General features: G+C 66.7%; 28 protein-coding genes. 1 reads left to right on the top strand and 27 read right to left on the bottom strand.

Annotation, left to right across the window (positions count from 1 at the left end; all coding sequences use genetic code 11):
• Position 1: 1 nt before the first annotated feature.
• The 15 genes from rpsH to rpsJ form a co-directional block, all read right to left on the bottom strand.
• Complete coding sequence (gene rpsH / locus ASE14_RS07385; protein ID WP_056652961.1) at positions 2-400, bottom strand: 30S ribosomal protein S8; 399 nt, start codon at positions 398-400, stop codon at positions 2-4.
• A gap of 129 nt (positions 401-529) precedes the next feature.
• The gene (rplE, locus tag ASE14_RS07390; protein WP_056652964.1) at positions 530-1117 is read right to left on the bottom strand and encodes a 50S ribosomal protein L5; all 588 of its coding nucleotides are present in this window, start codon (positions 1115-1117) and stop codon (positions 530-532) included.
• Positions 1117-1476 carry a 50S ribosomal protein L24 gene (gene rplX / locus ASE14_RS07395; protein WP_056652967.1) on the bottom strand — a complete coding sequence of 120 codons (360 nt, stop codon included), beginning with the start codon at positions 1474-1476 and terminating at the stop codon, positions 1117-1119. Before rplX ends, rplE begins: the two co-directional genes overlap by 1 nt.
• A gap of 2 nt (positions 1477-1478) precedes the next feature.
• Entirely contained in the window at positions 1479-1847 is a 369-nt protein-coding gene (gene rplN / locus ASE14_RS07400) for a 50S ribosomal protein L14 (protein ID WP_056652970.1), read from the bottom strand.
• Positions 1848-1880: 33 nt separating this feature from the next.
• Positions 1881-2183, bottom strand: coding sequence for a 30S ribosomal protein S17 (gene rpsQ / locus ASE14_RS07405; protein ID WP_056652974.1), 303 nt, complete (start codon positions 2181-2183; stop codon positions 1881-1883).
• Positions 2184-2185: 2 nt separating this feature from the next.
• Positions 2186-2515, bottom strand: a complete 330-nt coding sequence (gene rpmC, locus ASE14_RS07410) for a 50S ribosomal protein L29 (RefSeq protein ID WP_056652978.1) — start codon at positions 2513-2515, stop codon at positions 2186-2188.
• Positions 2515-2934 (bottom strand): 50S ribosomal protein L16, encoded by a 420-nt coding sequence (rplP, locus tag ASE14_RS07415; RefSeq protein ID WP_056010870.1) that lies wholly within the window; start codon positions 2932-2934, stop codon positions 2515-2517. Before rplP ends, rpmC begins: the two co-directional genes overlap by 1 nt.
• A 2-nt stretch (positions 2935-2936) precedes the next feature.
• On the bottom strand, positions 2937-3689 hold the full coding sequence (gene rpsC, locus ASE14_RS07420; protein ID WP_056010873.1) for a 30S ribosomal protein S3: 753 nt from the start codon (positions 3687-3689) through the stop codon (positions 2937-2939).
• On the bottom strand, positions 3689-4054 hold the full coding sequence (gene rplV, locus ASE14_RS07425) for a 50S ribosomal protein L22 (protein ID WP_056652981.1): 366 nt from the start codon (positions 4052-4054) through the stop codon (positions 3689-3691). The genes rpsC and rplV overlap by 1 nt, the downstream gene beginning before the upstream one ends.
• Before the next feature lie 25 nt (positions 4055-4079).
• A complete protein-coding gene (gene rpsS / locus ASE14_RS07430; RefSeq protein ID WP_056010880.1) occupies positions 4080-4361 on the bottom strand; it encodes a 30S ribosomal protein S19 in 282 nt (93 codons plus the stop codon).
• A gap of 12 nt (positions 4362-4373) precedes the next feature.
• Positions 4374-5213 (bottom strand): 50S ribosomal protein L2, encoded by an 840-nt coding sequence (rplB, locus tag ASE14_RS07435; protein ID WP_056652984.1) that lies wholly within the window; start codon positions 5211-5213, stop codon positions 4374-4376.
• 17 nt (positions 5214-5230) lie between these two features.
• On the bottom strand, positions 5231-5536 hold the full coding sequence (gene rplW, locus ASE14_RS07440) for a 50S ribosomal protein L23 (protein ID WP_056010886.1): 306 nt from the start codon (positions 5534-5536) through the stop codon (positions 5231-5233).
• Positions 5533-6192: a 50S ribosomal protein L4 gene (gene rplD / locus ASE14_RS07445; RefSeq protein ID WP_056652987.1), complete on the bottom strand. Its 660-nt coding sequence runs from the start codon at positions 6190-6192 to the stop codon at positions 5533-5535. Before rplD ends, rplW begins: the two co-directional genes overlap by 4 nt.
• A gap of 3 nt (positions 6193-6195) precedes the next feature.
• A complete protein-coding gene (rplC, locus tag ASE14_RS07450) occupies positions 6196-6852 on the bottom strand; it encodes a 50S ribosomal protein L3 (RefSeq protein ID WP_056652990.1) in 657 nt (218 codons plus the stop codon).
• Between the two features lie 8 nt (positions 6853-6860).
• Positions 6861-7169, bottom strand: a complete 309-nt coding sequence (gene rpsJ, locus ASE14_RS07455; RefSeq protein ID WP_017201594.1) for a 30S ribosomal protein S10 — start codon at positions 7167-7169, stop codon at positions 6861-6863.
• Positions 7170-7670: 501 nt separating this feature from the next.
• Here rpsJ and ASE14_RS07460 point away from each other — a divergent pair.
• On the top strand, positions 7671-8120 hold the full coding sequence (locus ASE14_RS07460; protein WP_056652993.1) for an OsmC family protein: 450 nt from the start codon (positions 7671-7673) through the stop codon (positions 8118-8120).
• Positions 8121-8140: 20 nt separating this feature from the next.
• On the opposite strand, the gene ASE14_RS07465 is transcribed toward ASE14_RS07460, so the two are convergent.
• From ASE14_RS07465 to ASE14_RS07520, 12 genes are all read right to left on the bottom strand, one after another.
• A complete protein-coding gene (locus ASE14_RS07465) occupies positions 8141-8797 on the bottom strand; it encodes a hypothetical protein (protein WP_056652995.1) in 657 nt (218 codons plus the stop codon).
• 138 nt (positions 8798-8935) lie between these two features.
• Positions 8936-10150 (bottom strand): acyltransferase, encoded by a 1215-nt coding sequence (locus ASE14_RS07470; RefSeq protein WP_082600309.1) that lies wholly within the window; start codon positions 10148-10150, stop codon positions 8936-8938.
• Positions 10151-10651: 501 nt separating this feature from the next.
• On the bottom strand, positions 10652-11845 hold the full coding sequence (gene tuf, locus ASE14_RS07475) for an elongation factor Tu (RefSeq protein ID WP_056653001.1): 1194 nt from the start codon (positions 11843-11845) through the stop codon (positions 10652-10654).
• Between the two features lie 112 nt (positions 11846-11957).
• Positions 11958-14072, bottom strand: coding sequence for an elongation factor G (gene fusA, locus ASE14_RS07480; protein ID WP_056653004.1), 2115 nt, complete (start codon positions 14070-14072; stop codon positions 11958-11960).
• Between the two features lie 82 nt (positions 14073-14154).
• On the bottom strand, positions 14155-14625 hold the full coding sequence (gene rpsG / locus ASE14_RS07485; RefSeq protein ID WP_056010907.1) for a 30S ribosomal protein S7: 471 nt from the start codon (positions 14623-14625) through the stop codon (positions 14155-14157).
• On the bottom strand, positions 14625-14999 hold the full coding sequence (gene rpsL / locus ASE14_RS07490; RefSeq protein WP_022889720.1) for a 30S ribosomal protein S12: 375 nt from the start codon (positions 14997-14999) through the stop codon (positions 14625-14627). Before rpsL ends, rpsG begins: the two co-directional genes overlap by 1 nt.
• Positions 15000-15272: 273 nt before the next feature.
• Positions 15273-15920 carry a hypothetical protein gene (locus ASE14_RS07495; protein WP_056655974.1) on the bottom strand — a complete coding sequence of 216 codons (648 nt, stop codon included), beginning with the start codon at positions 15918-15920 and terminating at the stop codon, positions 15273-15275.
• A gap of 82 nt (positions 15921-16002) precedes the next feature.
• Complete coding sequence (locus ASE14_RS20400) at positions 16003-16482, bottom strand: DUF6121 family protein (protein WP_056653007.1); 480 nt, start codon at positions 16480-16482, stop codon at positions 16003-16005.
• 32 nt (positions 16483-16514) lie between these two features.
• Complete coding sequence (locus ASE14_RS20405; protein WP_056653010.1) at positions 16515-17096, bottom strand: hypothetical protein; 582 nt, start codon at positions 17094-17096, stop codon at positions 16515-16517.
• 317 nt (positions 17097-17413) lie between these two features.
• Entirely contained in the window at positions 17414-17845 is a 432-nt protein-coding gene (locus ASE14_RS07510; RefSeq protein ID WP_157372859.1) for a hypothetical protein, read from the bottom strand.
• A 46-nt stretch (positions 17846-17891) separates the two neighbouring features.
• A complete protein-coding gene (locus tag ASE14_RS07515; RefSeq protein WP_157372860.1) occupies positions 17892-18569 on the bottom strand; it encodes a hypothetical protein in 678 nt (225 codons plus the stop codon).
• Positions 18570-18902 carry a hypothetical protein gene (locus ASE14_RS07520; protein ID WP_157372861.1) on the bottom strand — a complete coding sequence of 111 codons (333 nt, stop codon included), beginning with the start codon at positions 18900-18902 and terminating at the stop codon, positions 18570-18572.
• Between the last annotated feature and the right edge of the window lie 86 nt (positions 18903-18988).

An 18988-nucleotide genomic window follows, 5' to 3' on the forward strand; every position in this document is an offset into this window, starting at 1 on the left:
ACTACCACACGTAGGCGAGGACTTCTCCGCCTACGCCCTTCTTCTCGGCCTGACGGTCGGTGAGCAGACCGCTGGAGGTGGACAGGATGGCAACGCCGAGGCCGCCGAGCACCTTGGGGAGCTCCGTCGACTTCGCGTAGACGCGGAGGCCGGGCTTGGAGACGCGCTTGATGCCAGCGATCGAACGCTCGCGGTTGGGGCCGAACTTCAGCTGCAGCGTGAGCGTCTTGCCCACGCGAGCCTCGGTCAGCTCGAAGTCCGCGATGTAGCCCTCCTTCTTCAAGATCTCGGCGATGTTCGCCTTTAGCTTGGAGTTGGGCATCGACACGGAGTCGTGGTGTGCGGAGTTCGCGTTCCGCAGACGGGTCAGCATGTCAGCGACCGGGTCGGTCATCGTCATGACGAGTGTTTCCTTACGTTCACCAGGTTTCAGCGCCCGTTACACGAGCGATGACCTGTGGTGTCGGTTTCCCACGGATGCGGGAGACCGGGTCGGATGCTGCGGGCGCGAGCCCGCAGCATCCGGGGTTCAGTTGGCGGACTCGGCCGCCTTGAAGGGGAAGCCGAGCTGCTTGAGCAGCGCGCGACCCTCTTCATCGGTCTTGGCGGTGGTCACCACAGTGATGTCCATGCCGCGGACGCGGTCGATCTTGTCCTGGTCGATCTCGTGGAACATCGACTGCTCCGTGAGACCGAAGGTGTAGTTTCCGGTGCCGTCGAACTGCTTGTCCGAGAGACCGCGGAAGTCGCGGATACGGGGCAGTGCGAGCGAGAGCAGGCGGTCGAGGAACTCCCACATGCGGTCGCCGCGAAGCGTGACGTGGGCACCGATCGGCTGACCCTCGCGCAGCTTGAACTGCGCGATGGACTTGCGAGCCTTGGTGACCTGCGGCTTCTGGCCGGTGATCTTGGTGAGGTCGGCGATCGCGCCGTCGATGACCTTGCCATCGCGCGCGGCCTCGCCGACGCCCATGTTCACGACGATCTTCACGAGACCCGGAACCTGGTGCACGTTGGTGTAGCCGTGCTCCTCGGTGAGGGCCTTCGAGATCTCGTCCCGGTACTTGGTCTTCAGTCGCGGCTGGATTTTGCCAGCCTGCGTAGCCGTGTCGGTCATTACAGGTCCTTACCTGACTTCTTGGCGTAGCGGACGCGGACGGTCTTCTCGACACCGTCCTTCGTCACGGTTTCGATGCGGAAACCGACGCGGGTCGGCTTCTTCGACTCGGGGTCGACGAGCGCGACGTTCGAAACGTGGATCGGGGCCTCGACGGTCTCGATGCCGCCGGTCTTCGTGCCGCGCTGCGTCTGGCCGACGCGAACGTGCTTCGTCACGAAGTTGATGCCTTCGACGACGACGCGGTTCTCGGCGACGAGCACCTCGAGGACCTTGCCCTGCTTGCCGCGATCTCCGCCGCGAGCCTGGCTGCGGCCCGAGATGACCTGAACGAGGTCACCCTTCTTGATGTTGGCCATGACTAGATAACCTCCGGTGCCAGCGAGATGATCTTCATGAACTTCTTGTCGCGAAGCTCGCGACCGACCGGTCCGAAGATACGGGTGCCGCGGGGGTCACCATCGTTCTTCAGGATCACTGCGGCGTTCTCGTCGAACTTGATGTAGGAGCCGTCGGGACGACGGGTCTCCTTGACGGTGCGGACGATGACGGCCTTGACCACATCGCCCTTCTTGACGTTGCCGCCGGGGATCGCGTCCTTGACGGTCGCGACGATGGTGTCACCGAGGCCGGCGTACCGGCGCTTCGAGCCACCGAGCACGCGGATCGTGAGCAGCTCCTTGGCGCCGGTGTTGTCGGCGACCTTGACTCGTGATTCCTGCTGAAGCACTTTGAAACTCCTTCTTTCAAGTAAGCCCGAGGCTTACTTGGCCTTCTCGACGATCTCGACGAGGCGCCAGCGCTTCGTGGCGGAGAGGGGACGGGTCTCGCTGATCACGACGAGGTCGCCGATGCCGGCGGTGTTGGTCTCGTCGTGCGCCTTGACCTTCGAGGTACGGCGCATGACCTTGCCGTACAGCGGGTGCTTCACGCGGTCCTCGACCTCGACGACGATGGTCTTGTCCATCTTGTCGCTGACGACGTAGCCGCGACGAACCTTGCGGTAGCCGCGGACGAGCTCGGCCGCGGTGTCGACCTCGGCCGAAGCCTTCTTGGTCTCAGCCATGATCAGGCCTCCTTCGTCTCTTCGACCTCGGCTGCAGCATCAGCGGATGCCTCGGCCTTGGCCTTCTTCGTCTTCTTCTCGGCCTTGGCCGGAACCTCGACCGGCGCGGGCGTTGCCCGGATGCCGAGTTCGCGCTCGCGGATGACCGTGTAGATGCGCGCGATGTCGCGCTTGACCGCCCGGAGGCGGCCGTGGCTTTCGAGCTGACCGGTGGCCGACTGGAAGCGCAGGTTGAACAGCTCTTCCTTGGCCTTCTTCAGCTCATCGACGAGTCGCTCGTCTTCGAAAGTGTCGAGCTCGGCGGGGCTGAGCTCCTTGGTGCCGACGGCCATTATGCGTCGCCCTCCTCGCGCTTGATGATGCGTGCCTTGAGGGGCAGCTTGTGAATGGCACGGGTCATTGCCTCGCGAGCGAGTTCCTCGGAGACGCCGGAGACCTCGAAGAGGACTCGACCCGGCTTGACGTTCGCGACCCACCACTCGGGCGAACCCTTACCGGAACCCATGCGGGTTTCGGCCGGCTTCTTCGTGAGCGGACGGTCGGGGTAGATGTTGATCCACACCTTGCCGCCGCGCTTGATGTGACGCGTCATGGCGATACGAGCGGACTCGATCTGACGGTTCGTCACGTACGCGGGGGTCAACGCCTGGATGCCGAACTCACCGAAGGTGACCTTCGTGCCGCCGGTGGCGTGGCCCGAACGGCCGGGGTGGTGCTGCTTGCGGTACTTGACTCGACGGGGAATCAACATGGTTATGCCTCAACTCCTGCTGCCACCGGCTCCTGCGCCTTCGGCGCACGACGGGGACGGTCACTGCGCTCGGGGCGCGACGACTTCTGGTTGGCCTGCTCGCGGGCGAGCTCCTTGTTGGTGATGTCGCCCTTGTAGATCCAGACCTTCACGCCGATGCGGCCGAAGGTGGTCTTCGCCTCGTAGAAGCCGTAGTCGATGTTCGCGCGCAGGGTGTGCAGGGGCACACGGCCTTCGCGGTAGAACTCCGAACGGCTCATCTCGGCGCCGCCGAGGCGGCCGGAGACCTGGATGCGGACGCCCTTGGCGCCGGCGCGCTGAGCACCCTGCAGGCCCTTGCGCATCGCGCGGCGGAATGCCACACGAGCGGAGAGCTGCTCGGCGATGCCCTGAGCGACGAGCTGAGCGTCGGCCTCGGGGTTCTTCACCTCGAGGATGTTCAGCTGGATCTGCTTGCCGCTGAGCTTCTCGAGGTCGGCGCGGATGCGCTCGGCCTCGGCGCCGCGGCGGCCGATCACGATGCCGGGACGTGCCGTGTGGATGTCCACGCGGACGCGGTCACGGGTGCGCTCGATCTCGATGCGCGAGACACCGGCGCGGTCCAGCGACGTCTGGAGCAGTCGACGGATCTTGATGTCTTCTGCAAGGTAGTCGGCGTAGCGCTGACCGGGCTTCGTCGAGTCGGAGAACCACCGCGACACATGGTCGGTGGTGATGCCGAGACGGAAGCCGTACGGGTTGACCTTCTGACCCATTACTTCGTACCCTCCTCGGGCGTGGCGAGCACGACGGTGATGTGGCTCGTTCGCTTGTTGATGCGGAAGGCACGACCCTGAGCACGCGGCTGGAATCGCTTGAGGGTGGTGCCCTCATCGACGAATGCGCTGCTGATGTAAAGGTCCTGCTCGTCCAGGTAGGTGTTCGTTGCATCGGCCTTGACGCGAGCGTTCGCGATGGCCGAGGCGACGAGCTTGTACACCGGCTCGCTCGCACCCTGGGGTGCGAACTTCAGGATGGCGAGTGCCTCCTGTGCCTGCTTGCCGCGGATCATGTTGACGACGCGGCGGGCCTTCATGGGGGTGACGCGGATGTGTCGCACGCGTGCGATCGACTCCACCATTTCTTCTCCTCCTTCACGTCACCGCTTAGCGGCGACGGCCCTTCTTGTCGTCCTTCACGTGTCCACGGAAGGTGCGGGTGGGTGCGAACTCGCCGAGCTTGTGACCCACCATGGTCTCGGTGACGAACACCGGGATGTGCTTGCGACCGTCGTGCACCGCGATGGTGTGACCCAGCATCGCCGGGATGATCATCGATCGGCGCGACCAGGTCTTGATGACGTTCTTGCTGCCGGCCTCGTTCGCCGTGATCACCTTGCGAAGCAGGTGGTCATCGACGAAGGGGCCCTTCTTCAGACTGCGTGGCATCTTCTACAACTCCTACTTGCGCTTCTTGCCGACGTTGCGACGGCGAACGATGAGCTTGTCGCTGGGAAGATCGCGCTTACGCGTGCGGCCTTCCTTCTGACCCCAGGGGCTGACGGGGTGACGTCCACCGGACGTCTTGCCCTCGCCACCACCGTGCGGGTGGTCGACCGGGTTCATGGCGACACCGCGGACGGTCGGGCGGACGCCCTTCCAGCGCATACGGCCGGCCTTGCCCCAGTTGATGTTCGACTGCTCGGCGTTGCCGACCTCGCCGACGGTCGCGCGGCAGCGCGCGTCGACGTTGCGGATCTCACCGGAGGGCAGACGCAGCTGGGCGTAGGGGCCGTCCTTCGCAACGAGGCGAACGGATGCACCGGCCGAGCGGGCCATCTTGGCACCGCCACCGGGACGCAGCTCGATGGCGTGCACCACGGTACCGGTGGGGATGTTCTTCAGCGGCAGGTTGTTGCCCGGCTTGATGTCGGCGTTGGGGCCCGACTCGACGATGTCGCCCTGGCCGAGCTTGTTCGGAGCCAGGATGTATCGCTTGGTGCCGTCGACGAAGTGCAGCAGCGCGATGCGCGCGGTGCGGTTGGGGTCGTACTCGATGTGAGCGACCTTGGCGTTGACGCCGTCCTTGTCGTTGCGCTTGAAGTCGATCACGCGGTACTGGCGCTTGTGGCCACCACCGATGTGACGGGTCGTGATGCGACCCTGGTTGTTGCGACCACCGGTCTTCGACAGCGGGCGGAGCAGCGACTTCTCGGGCGTCGAGCGCGTGATCTCCGCGAAGTCGGCGACCGACGAACCGCGACGACCAGGGGTCGTGGGCTTGTACTTACGAATAGCCATTCTTATTCCTCTGCTCCCTAGCCGACAGCCGTGAAGATGTCGATCGAGCCGGACTTGAGGGTGACGATCGCGCGCTTGGTGTCCTTGCGCTTGCCCATGCCGAACCGGGTACGGCGGGTCTTGCCCTGACGGTTCAGGGTGTTGATCGACGCCACCTGGACGTTGAAGATCTTCTCGATGGCGAGCTTGATCTCGGTCTTGTTCGAGCGGGGGTCCACGATGAACGTGTACTTGCCCTCGTCGATCAGGCCGTAGCTCTTCTCCGAGACGACGGGCGCGATGATGATGTCGCGCGGGTCCTTGTTGTTCGCGGCGGCGGTCATGCCGAGACCTCTTCCTTCTTCGCCGACTTCGAGGCCACGAACGCCTCGAGTGCGGCGGTGCTGAAGACGATGTCGTCCGAGACGAGCACGTCGTATGCGTTCAGCTGGTCGACGCGCAGCACGTGCACGGTCGGGATGTTGCGGACGGCGCGCTGCGACATCTCTTCACCCGGTGCGAGCACGATGAGGAAGCGCTTGGCCGGAGCGATCGCGCCGAGCAGCGCGATGGCGTCCTTGGTCTTCGGCGTCTCGCTGGCCGCGAAGCCGGTGACCGCGTGGACGCGGCCGCCGCGTGCGCGGTCGGAGAGCGAGCCGAGGAGGGCCGCTGCGATCATCTTCTTGGGGGTGCGCTGCGAGTAGTCACGCGGCTGCGGGCCGTGGACGACGCCACCGCCGGTCATCTGAGGAGCGCGGATCGAACCCTGACGGGCGCGGCCGGTGCCCTTCTGCTTGAACGGCTTGCGACCTGCGCCGGAAACCTCGCCGCGGGTCTTGGTCTTGTGCGTTCCCTGGCGCGCTGCTGCGAGCTGGGCGACGACGACCTGGTGGATGAGCGGGACGTTGGTCTGCACGTCGAAGAGTTCGGCGGGCAGCTCGACCGAGCCGGACTTCTTGCCGGTCACGTCGAGCACGTCAATGGTGTTGGCGGTAGCCATGGACTACGCCCCCTTCACTGCGTTGCGGACGAAAACGAGACGGCCGCGAGCACCGGGAACCGCGCCCTTGACGAGCAGCAGGCCCTTCTCAGCGTCGACGGCGTGCACGCGGAGGTTGAGCACGGTCACGCGCTCGCCACCCATGCGACCGGCCATGCGCATGCCCTTGAAGACACGGCTGGGGGTCGAGGAAGCACCGATCGAGCCGGGCTTGCGGTGGTTACGGTGCGAACCGTGCGAAGCGGACACACCCTTGAAGTTGTGGCGCTTCATGACACCGGCGAAGCCCTTGCCCTTGCTCGTGCCGACGACGTCGACGAGCTGGCCGGCTTCGAAGGTGGCGTCGACGGTGAGCTCCTGGCCGCGCTCGTACGAGGCGGCGTCGGCCGTGCGCACCTCGGTGAGGTGGCGACGCGGGGTCACTCCAGCCTCACGGAAGTGACCGGCGGCGGGCTGGTTCACCTTGCGCGGGTCGATGGCGCCTGCCGCGATCTGCACGGCCTGGTAGCCGTCCTTCTCGGGGGTGCGAACCTGGGTGACCACGTTCGGGGCGATCTCGATGACGGTGACCGGAACGAGCTTGTTGTTCTCGTCCCACACCTGGGTCATGCCGAGCTTGGTGCCGAGCAGACCCTTCACGTTCTTGGTAGCGGAAGACATCTGTTACCTCAGAGCTTGATCTCGATGTTGACGTCGGCCGGCAGGTCGAGTCGCATGAGCGAGTCGACGGCCTTGGGCGTCGGGTCCACGATGTCGATGAGGCGCTTGTGGGTGCGCATCTCGAAGTGCTCGCGGCTGTCCTTGTACTTGTGGGGCGAGCGGATGACGCACACCACGTTCTTCTCCGTCGGAAGCGGCACGGGGCCGACGACCGTGGCGCCCGCGCGGGTCACCGTGTCGACGATCTTGCGCGCCGAGGTGTCGATGACCTCGTGGTCATACGACTTCAGTCGAATGCGGATCTTCTGTCCCGCCATTGCTGACTCTCTCTCTGTCAAGGCGTCTTACCCCTTCCGAGGGCATCGGACGCCGCGTAGCTACTCCGTGTGAAGCACCACTGTTCTTCTGTCAAAGGCCGGTGATCGAGCCTGTCGAAACCACCCGCCCGGATGACCCGGGGCGGTGCTCTCGACACGCTCGACCTTCGAGCCCAACCGACGCGCACGCTGACGAGCCTGTGTCTGTGCAGGCACAGGCCATGGCGTTGTGGTTGTCGGTTTGTCTGTTCTCCTGCCTGCGGCCTAGCCTGACCCCCGTGTTCACCGGGTGGCTATGCACTGCCTGACAGTGATCCGATCAGCGCGCACGAGTGCACGCGTTCGAAATGTTGAACTCAACGAGTTTGCCACAATGAGGGCCTACGTGCAACCCGGGCGTGTCGCGCCCGGTGCAGTTCACAGCGAGGTCGCAGGAGACGGTCGTCCCGGGCCCGCGGCATCCGTGATGGAATCGGAGGTACGACCAGTCTGGAGGCGGACATGACCGAGCACGCGCACCAGGTGAGCGACCGGATCGGACCGGGCAGCGTCTCGGTCACCCGTACGGGCGAGCGCACCTTCGAGGGCATGAACGAGCGCGGTTCGACGGTGCGCATCGGGCCAGTGGAGGCCGAGGGCCACTTCACGCCGGGCGAGCTCTTGAAGCTCGCACTCGCAGGATGCGCCGCAATGAGCGCGGACCGGGTCGCCGCTCGTCGCCTCGGCGACGACTTCGCGATGACGGTGTGGGCGCACGGCACCTCCGACTCGGACAACCGGTACTCGCGCGTCGACGAGGAACTGCTGCTCGACCTCTCCTCGCTCGACGACGCCGAGCGTGCGAAGCTCATCGGGCTCATGGTCAAGGCGATCGACCGCTCCTGCACGGTGGCACGCAGCGTGCACGACAGCATCGACCTCGAGACGACGATCGACGGCACGCCCGTCTGACGCTCCTAGAGGCGACGACCTCAGCCGACGCCGGCGTAGAAGGGCTCGAGTCCCGTCAGGAGATCGTCGATCAACGCGGCGACAGCGCCCACCTCCCTCAGGTGGATCACCTTCTGCGTCGTCGTCGGCTTGTCGAGGGTGTAGGTGAGTTCGGTATACGGATGCTTCGACATCCCCACGTAGACGCAGTACGGCAGCGCCTCGGCCCGGGTGTAGGTCACGTCGATGAAGAGCTTGCCTCGCGTCGCCGAGAAGACCAGTTCCACGGCGCGATGCGCCGCCTCCGCCTCGGTCAGATTGTTGACCGCGACCGTCCAGCTGGAGAGCCGAAGAGGAATCAGGTCCTTGCCGAGCGGATTGAGGAATCGGGGGAGCAGGCCGAAGACGGCCTCGGCGTCGTGGCCGGCTGCGATCGTCGTGTGGACGCTGCTCGCCTCGTCGTACGTCCATCGGCCTGACGCTCTCGACAGTTGAATCTGCTCGAGCGTGTAGCCGGTGGCCGCGTTCTCGTACGTGAGGGAGAGCGACTCGCCGGTGATGCCATTGACCGCGGCGAACAGCACGGTGTCGTCGAACGCCACGTCCTGTGCCATGTCGTGCTCGTCGATGAACGCGTTGGAGTCGACACTCCATCCGCCGTCGACCTGGATGCCTCGTGTCGTGCCGATCTTCGTCACCGAGTTCCTTCGAGTCCGTCCCGCTGCCGCGACCGTCCCGGCAGGGTAGCCATGATGGCACACATCGCGACCGGGCTGTCTGAGGCAGATCAGGATTCCGAGGTCGGTGGAGAACCTCGCCCTGATGGCCGGGTACAGCTAGTCGCGGTCGCCCCGCGAGCACGCGATGTTGCGCTCGGCCGCGACACCCGGTGCGACCACGCCCGCTCCGACGACGAGGGCGATCACCGCGGCCATGGCACCGAGCACGACAGATGGACGCGCCCGCAGCCCGTGCGTCGGCGTGCGGAACGGGTCCTCGATGTACCGCTTCGAGAGACCGGCGACGAGGAACGAGAACGCGACGAGCAGCACCATCAGCCACGGCGGGCTCGGCACGCCCGTGATGTACGGCACGAACATGAAGATCGGCCAGTGCCAGAGGTAGAGCGAGTAGGACACGTCACCCATCCACTGCACCGGAGGCAGCGCGGCGAGCCTCGCCGGCGACCACGCGACGACCGGCATGCCCGCCCAGATCACCGCGAGCGTTCCGACGACCGGCAGGAGCACCACGAATCCGGGGAACACGTCCGGCGAGTGGAAGGTCACGATGGGCACGACGATGAGCACGAGTCCGACGAGCGACGCGGCGCCGCGCAGCCCGTCTCGACCACGGAGCGGTGTCGCTGCGAGGAGGGCGAGCAGGCCGCCGACTCCGAACTCCCACGTGCGCGTGAACGTGGAGAAGTACGCGAGGGCTGGCTCATGGGCCGTCAGCACGATGCAGTGCACGAATGAGGCCGTGGTCACGGCGCCGAGCACAAGCAGGAGCACACGCCGCGACCCGACTCCCCTGCGGCCCGCGAACCAGATGGCGACGATGAGCAGCAACGGCCAGAACAGATAGAACTGCTCCTCCACGGAGAGCGACCAGAAGTGCTGCACCGGCGTCGACTCGAGGTCGGCCCGGCGCGGGATCTGCGAGTCGATCGCGAGCTGCCAGTTCTCGTAGTAGAGCGCGCTCGCGACGATCTCCCTGAACCAGGATCGCCATTCGCGCTGCGGAACGAGCGCGATGGTGAGCACCGAGACCACGGCGAGCACGATCAGTGCGGCCGGGAGGATGCGCCGGGCCCTGCGGAGGTAGAAGGTGCGGAGTGAGATGCTCCCCCGCGTCTCCGCGTCGCGGAGCAGGAGCCCGGTGATGAGGAATCCGGAGACGACGAAGAAGACGTCGACGCCCATGTAGCCGGCAGGTGCCACAGCGGGCCAGCCGTGATGGAGCACGACTGCTCCGACGGCGAGCGCCCGAAGAGCCTGGATCTCTGGGCGAACCGTCGATCGAACGAATGGCCGAGGTGGAGCTGCCATCGGTTCCAGCGTAGAACCGTATGCGCGGCGGCGGAAGCGCCTAGATCGGGGGTACGCGAAAGGGGCCGCGTGGGTACGCGAAAGGGGCCGGGCCCAGCGGTGCCTGCCGCCCCGACCATGCCGTGGGTACGCGAAAGGGGCCGGGCCCCAGCGGTGCCTGCCGCCCCGACCCTGCCGGGGTACGCGAAAGGGGCCGGGCCCAGCGGTGCCTGCCGCCCCGACCCTGCCGGGGTACGCGAAAGGGGCCGGGCCCAGCGGCGCCTGCCGCCCCGACCATGCCGTGGGTACGCGAAAGGGGCCGGGCCCCAGCGGTGCCTGCCGCCCCGACCATGCCGTGGGTACGCGAAAGGGGCCGGGCCCAGCGGTGCCTGCCGCCCCGACCATGCCGTGGGTACGCGAAAGGGGCCGGGCCCAGCGGTGCCTGCCGCCCCGACCCTGCCGGGGTACGCGAAAGGGGCCGGGCCCGAAGGCCCGACCCCTGTCGGTGATCAGTAGGTGAACCTACTTGACGATCTTGGTGACCGTACCGGCACCCACGGTGCGTCCACCCTCACGGATGGCGAAGCCGAGGCCCTCCTCCATGGCGATCGGCTGGATGAGCTCGACCGTCATGTCGGTGGTGTCGCCGGGCATGACCATCTCGGTGCCCTCGGGCAGCGTGATGACGCCGGTGACGTCGGTGGTGCGGAAGTAGAACTGCGGACGGTAGTTCGCGTAGAACGGGTTGTGACGCCCGCCTTCCTCCTTGGAGAGGATGTACGCGGTGCCCTCGAAGTTCGTGTGCGGGGTGACCGAGCCGGGTGCGACGACGACCTGGCCGCGCTCCACGTCTTCGCGCTTGGTGCCGCGAAGGAGCAGACCGCAGTTCTCGCCGGCCCATGCCTCGTCGAGCTGCTTGTGGAACATCTCGATGCCGGTGACCGTGGTCTTCTGCGTTGGGCGGATGCCGACGATCTCGACCTCGGAGTTGATCTTCAGCGTGCCACGCTCGGCGCGGCCCGTGACGACGGTTCCACGACCGGTGATCGTGAAGACGTCCTCGACCGGCATGAGGAAGGGCTTGTCCTTGTCGCGCACGGGGTCGGGGATCGACTCGTCGACGGCGTCCATGAGGTCGAGGACCGACTGGACCCACTTCTCGTCGCCCTCGAGCGCCTTGAGGCCCGAGACCTGCACGACGGGAGCGTTGTCGCCGTCGAAGCCCTGGCTCGAGAGCAGCTCGCGAACCTCGAGTTCGACGAGCTCCAGGATCTCCTCGTCGTCGACCATGTCGGACTTGTTCAGCGCGACGAGCAGGTAGGGGACGCCGACCTGCTTGGCGAGCAGCACGTGCTCACGCGTCTGAGCCATCGGGCCGTCGGTCGCCGCGACCACGAGGATCGCGCCGTCCATCTGAGCAGCACCGGTGATCATGTTCTTGATGTAGTCGGCGTGACCCGGGGCGTCGACGTGCGCGTAGTGGCGCTTCGGCGTCTCGTACTCGACGTGCGAGATGTTGATCGTGATGCCGCGCTGGCGCTCCTCGGGAGCGGAGTCGATCGACGCGAAGTCGCGCTGCACGTTGGTGGCCGACGGGAACTTGTCGGCGAGCACCTTCGAGATCGCTGCGGTGAGCGTGGTCTTGCCGTGGTCGACGTGACCGATCGTTCCGATGTTGACGTGCGGCTTGGTCCGCTCGAACTTGGCCTTAGCCACTGTGGGTCCTCCTCAGGACTCGTGTAGAGCCGCCGGGCGCTGGATTGCGACCGGAGGTCTACGGGGGTTGTGTTGATATGTTACGCGAACCGGCAGGTTCGTGCGTATCGGACTATTCGCCCTTGTTCTTCTGGACGATCTCGTCGGCCACAGCCTTCGGGACCTCCGCGTAGCTCTCGAACTCCATCGAGTACACCGCACGACCAGAGGTCTTCGACCGAAGGTCGCCGATGTAACCGAACATCTCCGAGAGCGGGACGTGCGCACGCACGACCTTCACGCCGGCGGCATCCTCCATCGACTGGATCTGACCGCGACGCGAGTTCAGGTCGCCGATGACGTCGCCCATGTACTCCTCAGGAGTACGGACCTCGACGGACATCAGCGGTTCGAGCAGAACGGGGTTCGCCTTGCGAGCGGCTTCCTTGAAGCCCATCGAGCCGGCGATCTTGAACGCCATCTCCGAGGAGTCGACGTCGTGGGCGGCACCGTCGAGCAGGCTCGCCTTCACGCCGACCATCGGGTAGCCCGCGAGGATGCCGTACTGCATGGCGTCCTGGAACCCGGCGTCGACCGAGGGGATGTACTCGCGCGGAACGCGGCCACCGGTGACCTTGTTCTCGAACTCGTAGATCTTGTCGCCTTCGATCTCGAGCGGCTCGAGCGCGAACTGGATCTTCGCGAACTGGCCGGAACCACCGGTCTGCTTCTTGTGGGTGTAGTCGTGCTTCTCGACCGCGCGCTTGATCGTCTCGCGGTACGCGACCTGGGGCTTGCCCACGTTGGCCTCGACGTTGAACTCGCGCTTCATGCGGTCGACCAGGATGTCGAGGTGGAGCTCGCCCATTCCCTTGATGACCGTCTGACCGGTCTCCTGGTTCTGCTCGGTGCGGAAGGTCGGGTCCTCTTCGGCGAGCTTCTGGATCGCCGTGCCGAGCTTCTCCTGGTCGGCCTTGGTCTTCGGCTCGATGGCGACCTCGATGACGGGCTCGGGGAAGGTCATCGACTCGAGGACGACCTGGTTGGCCGGGTCGCAGAGGGTGTCACCGGTGGTGGTGTCCTTCAGACCGATGACCGCGTAGATGTTGCCGGCGGTGACCGACTCGATCGGGATCTCCTTGTTGGCGTGCATCTGGAAGATCTTGCCGATGCGCTCCTTCTTGCCCTTGGTCGAGTTGATGACCTGGGCACCCGAGTCGAGACGACCCGAGTAGACGCGCACGTAGGTGAGGCGACCGAAGAACGGGTGCACCGCGACCTTGAACGCGAGAGCGGTGAAGGGCTCCGTGGCGTCGGCGTGACGCATGACGACCTTCTCTTCGTCGCGAGCGTCGTGCGCCTCGATGGCGGGGACGTCGAGCGGCGAGGGGAGGTAGTCGATGACGGCGTCGAGCATCGGCTGGACACCGCGGTTCTTGAACGCGGAACCGCAGAGCACGGGGTAGATCTCGGAGTTGACGGTGAGCTTGCGGATCGCAGCCTTGATCTCGGCGACGGTCAGCTCTTCGCCACCGAAGTACTTCTCCATGAGCTCGTCGCTCGTCTCGGCGACGGTCTCGAGCAGCGCGGTGCGGTACTCGGCGGCCTTGTCGACGAGGTCGGCGGGGATCTCCTCGATGGCGTACTTGGCGCCCATCTCGACGTCACCCTTCGCGTCGCCGCGCCAGGTGAGTGCACGCATCTCGACCAGGTCGACGACGCCCTCGAAGGAGGACTCCGAACCGATCGGGAGCTGCAGCACGAGGGGCTTCGCGCCGAGGCGGTTGATGATGGTGTCGACCGTGAAGTAGAAGTCGGCGCCCAGCTTGTCCATCTTGTTGACGAAGCAGATGCGGGGCACGTTGTACTTGTCGGCCTGGCGCCAGACGGTCTCGGACTGGGGCTCGACGCCCTCCTTGCCGTCGAAGACGGCGACCGCACCATCGAGCACGCGGAGCGAGCGCTCGACCTCGACCGTGAAGTCCACGTGGCCGGGGGTGTCGATGATGTTGATCTGGTTCTTGTTCCAGTAGCAGGTCACGGCGGCAGACGTGATCGTGATGCCGCGTTCCTTCTCCTGCTCCATCCAGTCGGTCGTCGAGGCGCCGTCGTGGGTCTCGCCGATCTTGTGGTTGACGCCCGTGTAGAACAGGATGCGCTCGGTCGTGGTGGTCTTGCCGGCATCGATGTGCGCCATGATGCCGATGTTGCGGACCTTGTTCAGGTCGGTGAGCACGTCTTGTGCCACGGGGGTTCCTCCGGAGATTCAGGAAGGGAAAGGGGGTGGGAGCGGATGCCGCGACCCGAGGCCGCGGCATCCGCTCTGCCTGCTACCAGCGGTAGTGGGCGAAGGCGCGGTTCGACTCGGCCATCTTGTGGGTGTCTTCGCGGCGCTTGACCGCGGCACCCAGGCCGTTCGAGGCGTCGAGGATCTCGTTGGTGAGACGCTCGGTCATCGTCTTCTCGCGACGAGCCTTGGCGTAGCTGGTGAGCCAGCGGAGGGCCAGGGTGTTGGCGCGGTGAGGCTTGACCTCGACGGGGACCTGGTAGGTCGAACCGCCGACGCGGCGCGAACGCACCTCGAGGGTCGGGCGCACGTTGTCGAGCGCCTTCTTCAGCGTGGCGACGGCGTCCTGGCCGTTCTTCTCGGCGACGTTCGAGAGCGCTTCGTACACGATGCGCTGCGCGAGGTCCTTCTTGCCGTCGACGAGGATCTTGTTGACGAGCTGGCTGACGACGGGCGAACCGTAAACCGGGTCGGCGACGACGGGGCGCTTCGGAGCGGGTCCCTTGCGAGGCATTACTTCTTCTCCATCTTCGCGCCGTAGCGGCTACGGGCCTGCTTGCGGTTCTTCACGGCCTGCGTGTCGAGCGCGCCGCGGATGATCTTGTAGCGCACACCGGGGAGGTCCTTCACACGACCGCCGCGGACGAGCACCATCGAGTGCTCCTGGAGGTTGTGGCCCTCACCGGGGATGTAGGCGGTGACCTCGGTGCCGTTGGAGAGCTTCACACGAGCGACCTTGCGGAGCGCGGAGTTCGGCTTCTTCGGGGTGGTGGTGTACACACGCGTGCACACGCCGCGCTGCTGGGGGTTCGCCTTCAGGGCGGGAGCCTTGGTCTTGGTGACCTTCGGCGAGCGGCCCTTGCGGACCAACTGCTGAATGGTTGGCACTGCTTCTCCTTGTTGGTGCTGCACGGTGACAGCGTTTGATGGAATTCACATCACGACCCACCGGCACCGCAGAGTTGCAGCGCCTTGGTTGATGGGTATGCCGTGGGGGCGAATCGCCCGATGTGTGCGTCTCGTCTCGGCCCGTTCCGAGCCTGCGAAACAGGCACGGTTCGAGCGCGCGGCAACGCGCACACCCGATCAATGGTAATGCGCCGTAACCTCGCGGTCAAATGGCGACGGATGCGGCGGGGCCGTAGCCCCTCCTCCGACCCGTCAGCTCGGCCAACCGGGCGAGTCAAGTTCGCGGTCGAGGTCGGCGAGCAGGTCCTCGATCTGCGGCTCGACGAGACGCTCGACGGCGTTGCCGATGCGATAGCGGTGCTGGGCGAGTTCGACGCAGATGCGCCGGCCGAGCTGTTTCGCGAAGTCGTCGGCGAGGCGCACCTCCTCGCGGAGCGCTTCCTTCTCTTCAGGCGTGAACGGCCGTGGTGCGGGCTCGGCCGCCTCCGCCGCGGCATCCGCTTCGAGCCCGGACAGAGTGAAGAGGAACGGCTGGTCGGGCACCGGCTCCGGGTCGACGTCGAGACCGAGGAACTCGGGCTCGAGGCCCTCCCCCGCCCGGTACGGACGCCGGGCCTTGCGCTCCTCGGCGAGCCGGATCTCACGGTGCAGCATCGGGAGGTTGCGCGCCGTGTAGTCGTCGACGGCGAGGTCGATGATGCCCTTCATGCGCATCGAGAACGCGTGCTGCACGGGGTGCGGCACGTCGACGTCGAGCCCGGCCGCCGTGAGGATCGGGGAACCGAAGCAGCGGGTGCAGAGCCGCACGCGGGCACGATGCGTGCCAGGTCGCCACCGGGGCAGCCACGCCAGCCACCGGTCGACCTCGTGGCTCACGCGCGCCTCGATCGATCCCTGCATCAGGTTCACGATACTGCGGGGGCACGGTCCTCGTCACCGAATGGCGAGCGGATGGCGCACGGATGGCGCGCCGAAAGGCGCCTCACTCCTCTTCATCGCGCTCCCACGGCCAGCGCGGGCGCTCCATGCCGGAATCGCGACCGCGCGCGACGAGCACGGCGAAGGCCGCGGTCACCGCGGCGAGTGCCGGCACGAGCAGTCCGAACCATCCGATGCCGAACCCGAGCCCGAACAGCAGCGCGGCGAGCAACGAGCTCGCCTCGCTCGCGAGGGCGTAGCCGATCACCGAGACGACGACCAGCGCGATCCAGGCCCACACCGCGGAGAGGATGACGCTCGGCCAGATCCGGTCGGGCCGGCGCAGCGTGACGGCGAGCGTCAGCAGGACCGCGATGACGGATGCCCCGATCGCCGCCGGTGCCACGAAGAGCCCGGCCTCGGGGTCGACGATGACCTCGACGCCGGTGAGGAGGCTCACGAAGCCGAACGCGCACACGACGAGTGCAAAATCGAGCGCCGCGGCGAGGGCCGCCACGATCCAGGCGGTGCGGCGTGGGTCCATGACTTCGAGCGTACGCCGCAGCGATCGGTGGATCAGCGGCGGGGTGCGTGCGAAGCGGCACGCTCCAGCGCCCACATGCGTCGGGCGAGTCCACCGAGCGGGGCTCGGAGCGCCGCCTCGCGCGCATCGGGGTCGATCACCCCGGACTCGACGAGTCGATCGAGGGCCGAGGCGAGGTCGCCGCCGACACCCTGCCGCGCGCGCTCGTCGAGCGCCGAAAGGGCGACGACCACCGCGTCGTGAGGCGACCTCGCCGATGTGCTGACGCCGTGCTTCGACGCACGTCTCGCCACGACGACGCTCACGATGCAGGCCAGTGTCATCACGACGAGGGCCGCGAACACGAACCACCGTCCGGGTGCCGATGTGTACACCGCGGCGGCGGCGACCAGCCCGGCGGCGACGACACCGAGCACCGCCTCGAAGACGGCGAGCATCGCCTCCTGCGCGGTCGGGGCGGGGCCGCCGGTCGCAACCCGTCGCCACTCCCCCATCCGGAGTACCGTGTGGGCCAGCGCGAACGCGGCGGTCAGCGCGTAGAGCCAGGGTTCCGCCGCGTCGAGTTCCACTGCGAGGAGCACGGGCAGCGGCAGGACCATCGGGGCGAGCAGCACACCAAGGGAGCCACCGATCGAGCACAGCTGGTTCGCGAAGAGCCCGACTCGAGCTCGACCGCGGCGGCCTCGAGCGGTGCCCGCACGTGCGGCATCCCCTCGAAGGCGGCCGCCTCGAGTGCCGGCCAGCCGAAGCTCGCGGAGCCGCCAGCCACGCGCTCCGCGTAGGCCCGAGCCGGAGGAAGGGCGGGCCCGGTCGTCGCCGACTCGTCGCGAGCGGTCACGCGGCTCGTCTCCTCTTCATCACGGTTCGCACCCTACCCATTGAATGAATCTCACCCCTGCTCGTCGCCGTGGCGGCGAATCTCAGCAACGGATCAGCGCTCGCCTGCGAAGTTCCGGAGCGCTTCCGCTGGGATGTCGGCCAAGTTCGAGTTGATCATGAACACGCCGTCGACGTCCGAGTCCTCCATCGGGCGTTCGAGGTCGAGGCGGTCGCCCGACGATGAGCGCGCGACGAGTCGAACACTGTCGAAGCCATCGGGAATCGTTTCGCCGACTGCGCTGAGGGCCGCGGCGAGCTCGTCAGGCGGGAGCGTCTCACCTGTCATTCCGAGCTCGACGAACAGGTAGCGGGAGAAACCGTCGAGACCGTCCTCGACGAACACATCGTCGAAGGCCGATGACGAATCGCGAACCGCGTGCTCGACCGCCTCGAGCCCATCCGCTGCACCAGGACCACCGCACGCCGTCATCGTCAGCATGACGGTGAGCAGCACGCCCCCGACGACCGACCTCCGCCTCGTCACACCTCGAACCCGACTCACCGTCGGATCGGATGGACCGGCCGCCGCGTCATGGTCGGTCATCCGCACCGGCGAGTTCGGCCCTGAGTGTCTGATGCGCCGGAGCCGACTCGACCCATTCCGCCGCGTCGATGATGCGGTCGAAGAGCTCGAGCATGAGGGGCTCGAGGGCGAGCAGCACCGTCGAGAGGCTCACGAGCACGACTTCCGCGCTGCCGGGCACGGTCAGCCAGTAGTCGGCGGTCAACGACTCGACGGACGACTCGTCGGTGACGTCCGCCTCACGGCGCACGATGCGCCGCAGCACGATCGAATCGCCCTTCGCGAATGCGACTCCTCCGTCAGCGCCGAACGCCCGCCACGAGGCATCCGCGTCGGCGCCGGCATGCAGCGCGGCGACCACGCGCTCGACGAGCACCGCCGGAGCGGGGTCGGCACCGAACGCCCGCGGCAGCACGTACTCGCTGAGCGTCGACGCGAACGCGACTCCGGCGTCGTTCGCGAGCGAGAGGTGGTACTGCGTCGCGCCCTGCTCGATCGCAGCGTCCAGCGCCTGCGTCAGGCGTGCACGATGCTCGGCGCGCGCCTGCGCGAGGTCGTCACGGCGTCCGTAGTGCGTTCGCACGAAGCGCGCGATCTCGGCGGCGCGTTCCTCCGCATCGGCGTCCATCGGCGCGACCCACCATTCCCCGGGCAGGGTGAACTGCAGGCGAGGATGTCCCATCATTCAGCCCTCGCTCGCGAAGGCCCTGACCGCGCTCGCGGTGATGTGCGCCCTGGTCGGGCTGACCATGTACGTCTCACTGAACCCGAGCGACTCGAGCGCTGTGTCGACGTCGAGCCGATCGCCCGACGCCGAGCGCGCGACCACATGCACACTGTCGTACTCCTCGGGCAGCACGTCGCCGACGGTGTCGAGCGTTTCGGTGACGCCGTCGACCGGGAGCTCGTCGCCCGACGCGACCAGAACCAGGAGCACATGCCTCGAGAAGCCGTCGATTCCCTCATCGGCACGCACCTCGTCGAGCCCTGCAGGCGCGTCACGAATCGCCGCCTCCACGGCCTCCAGGGGACTCTGCGGGGCAGCGCCGGCGCACCCCGTCAACGCGACAAGAACACCGAGCATCACGGGGCCGAGCGGCCTCG

The sequence above is a fragment of the Agromyces sp. Root81 genome (assembly GCF_001429165.1).
In the GTDB taxonomy this organism is placed as follows: domain Bacteria; phylum Actinomycetota; class Actinomycetes; order Actinomycetales; family Microbacteriaceae; genus Agromyces.

Bases quoted from the DNA above. Each gene is read 5' to 3' on its own strand.
- rplW (WP_056010886.1), bottom strand. From the start codon at position 5,536: ATGACCGCCGCCGCGAACAACAAGGACCCGCGCGACATCATCATCGCG.
- rpsQ (WP_056652974.1), bottom strand. From the start codon at position 2,183: ATGGCTGAGACCAAGAAGGCTTCGGCCGAGGTCGACACCGCGGCCGAG.
- rpsS (WP_056010880.1), bottom strand. From the start codon at position 4,361: ATGCCACGCAGTCTGAAGAAGGGCCCCTTCGTCGATGACCACCTGCTT.
- rpsG (WP_056010907.1), bottom strand. From the start codon at position 14,625: ATGCCTCGCAAGGGACCCGCTCCGAAGCGCCCCGTCGTCGCCGACCCG.
- ASE14_RS07495 (WP_056655974.1), bottom strand. From the start codon at position 15,920: ATGCAGGGATCGATCGAGGCGCGCGTGAGCCACGAGGTCGACCGGTGG.
- rplC (WP_056652990.1), bottom strand. From the start codon at position 6,852: ATGTCTTCCGCTACCAAGAACGTGAAGGGTCTGCTCGGCACCAAGCTC.
- rpsJ (WP_017201594.1), bottom strand. From the start codon at position 7,169: ATGGCGGGACAGAAGATCCGCATTCGACTGAAGTCGTATGACCACGAG.
- rpmC (WP_056652978.1), bottom strand. From the start codon at position 2,515: ATGGCCGTCGGCACCAAGGAGCTCAGCCCCGCCGAGCTCGACACTTTC.
- rpsH (WP_056652961.1), bottom strand. From the start codon at position 400: ATGACGATGACCGACCCGGTCGCTGACATGCTGACCCGTCTGCGGAAC.
- ASE14_RS07460 (WP_056652993.1), top strand. From the start codon at position 7,671: ATGACCGAGCACGCGCACCAGGTGAGCGACCGGATCGGACCGGGCAGC.
- rplD (WP_056652987.1), bottom strand. From the start codon at position 6,192: ATGGCTACCGCCAACACCATTGACGTGCTCGACGTGACCGGCAAGAAG.
- rplB (WP_056652984.1), bottom strand. From the start codon at position 5,213: ATGGCTATTCGTAAGTACAAGCCCACGACCCCTGGTCGTCGCGGTTCG.
- rplV (WP_056652981.1), bottom strand. From the start codon at position 4,054: ATGGTGGAGTCGATCGCACGCGTGCGACACATCCGCGTCACCCCCATG.
- ASE14_RS20400 (WP_056653007.1), bottom strand. From the start codon at position 16,482: ATGGACCCACGCCGCACCGCCTGGATCGTGGCGGCCCTCGCCGCGGCG.
- rplE (WP_056652964.1), bottom strand. From the start codon at position 1,117: ATGACCGACACGGCTACGCAGGCTGGCAAAATCCAGCCGCGACTGAAG.
- ASE14_RS07470 (WP_082600309.1), bottom strand. From the start codon at position 10,150: ATGGCAGCTCCACCTCGGCCATTCGTTCGATCGACGGTTCGCCCAGAG.
- rplX (WP_056652967.1), bottom strand. From the start codon at position 1,476: ATGGCCAACATCAAGAAGGGTGACCTCGTTCAGGTCATCTCGGGCCGC.
- rplP (WP_056010870.1), bottom strand. From the start codon at position 2,934: ATGTTGATTCCCCGTCGAGTCAAGTACCGCAAGCAGCACCACCCCGGC.
- ASE14_RS07515 (WP_157372860.1), bottom strand. From the start codon at position 18,569: ATGATGGGACATCCTCGCCTGCAGTTCACCCTGCCCGGGGAATGGTGG.
- rpsC (WP_056010873.1), bottom strand. From the start codon at position 3,689: ATGGGTCAGAAGGTCAACCCGTACGGCTTCCGTCTCGGCATCACCACC.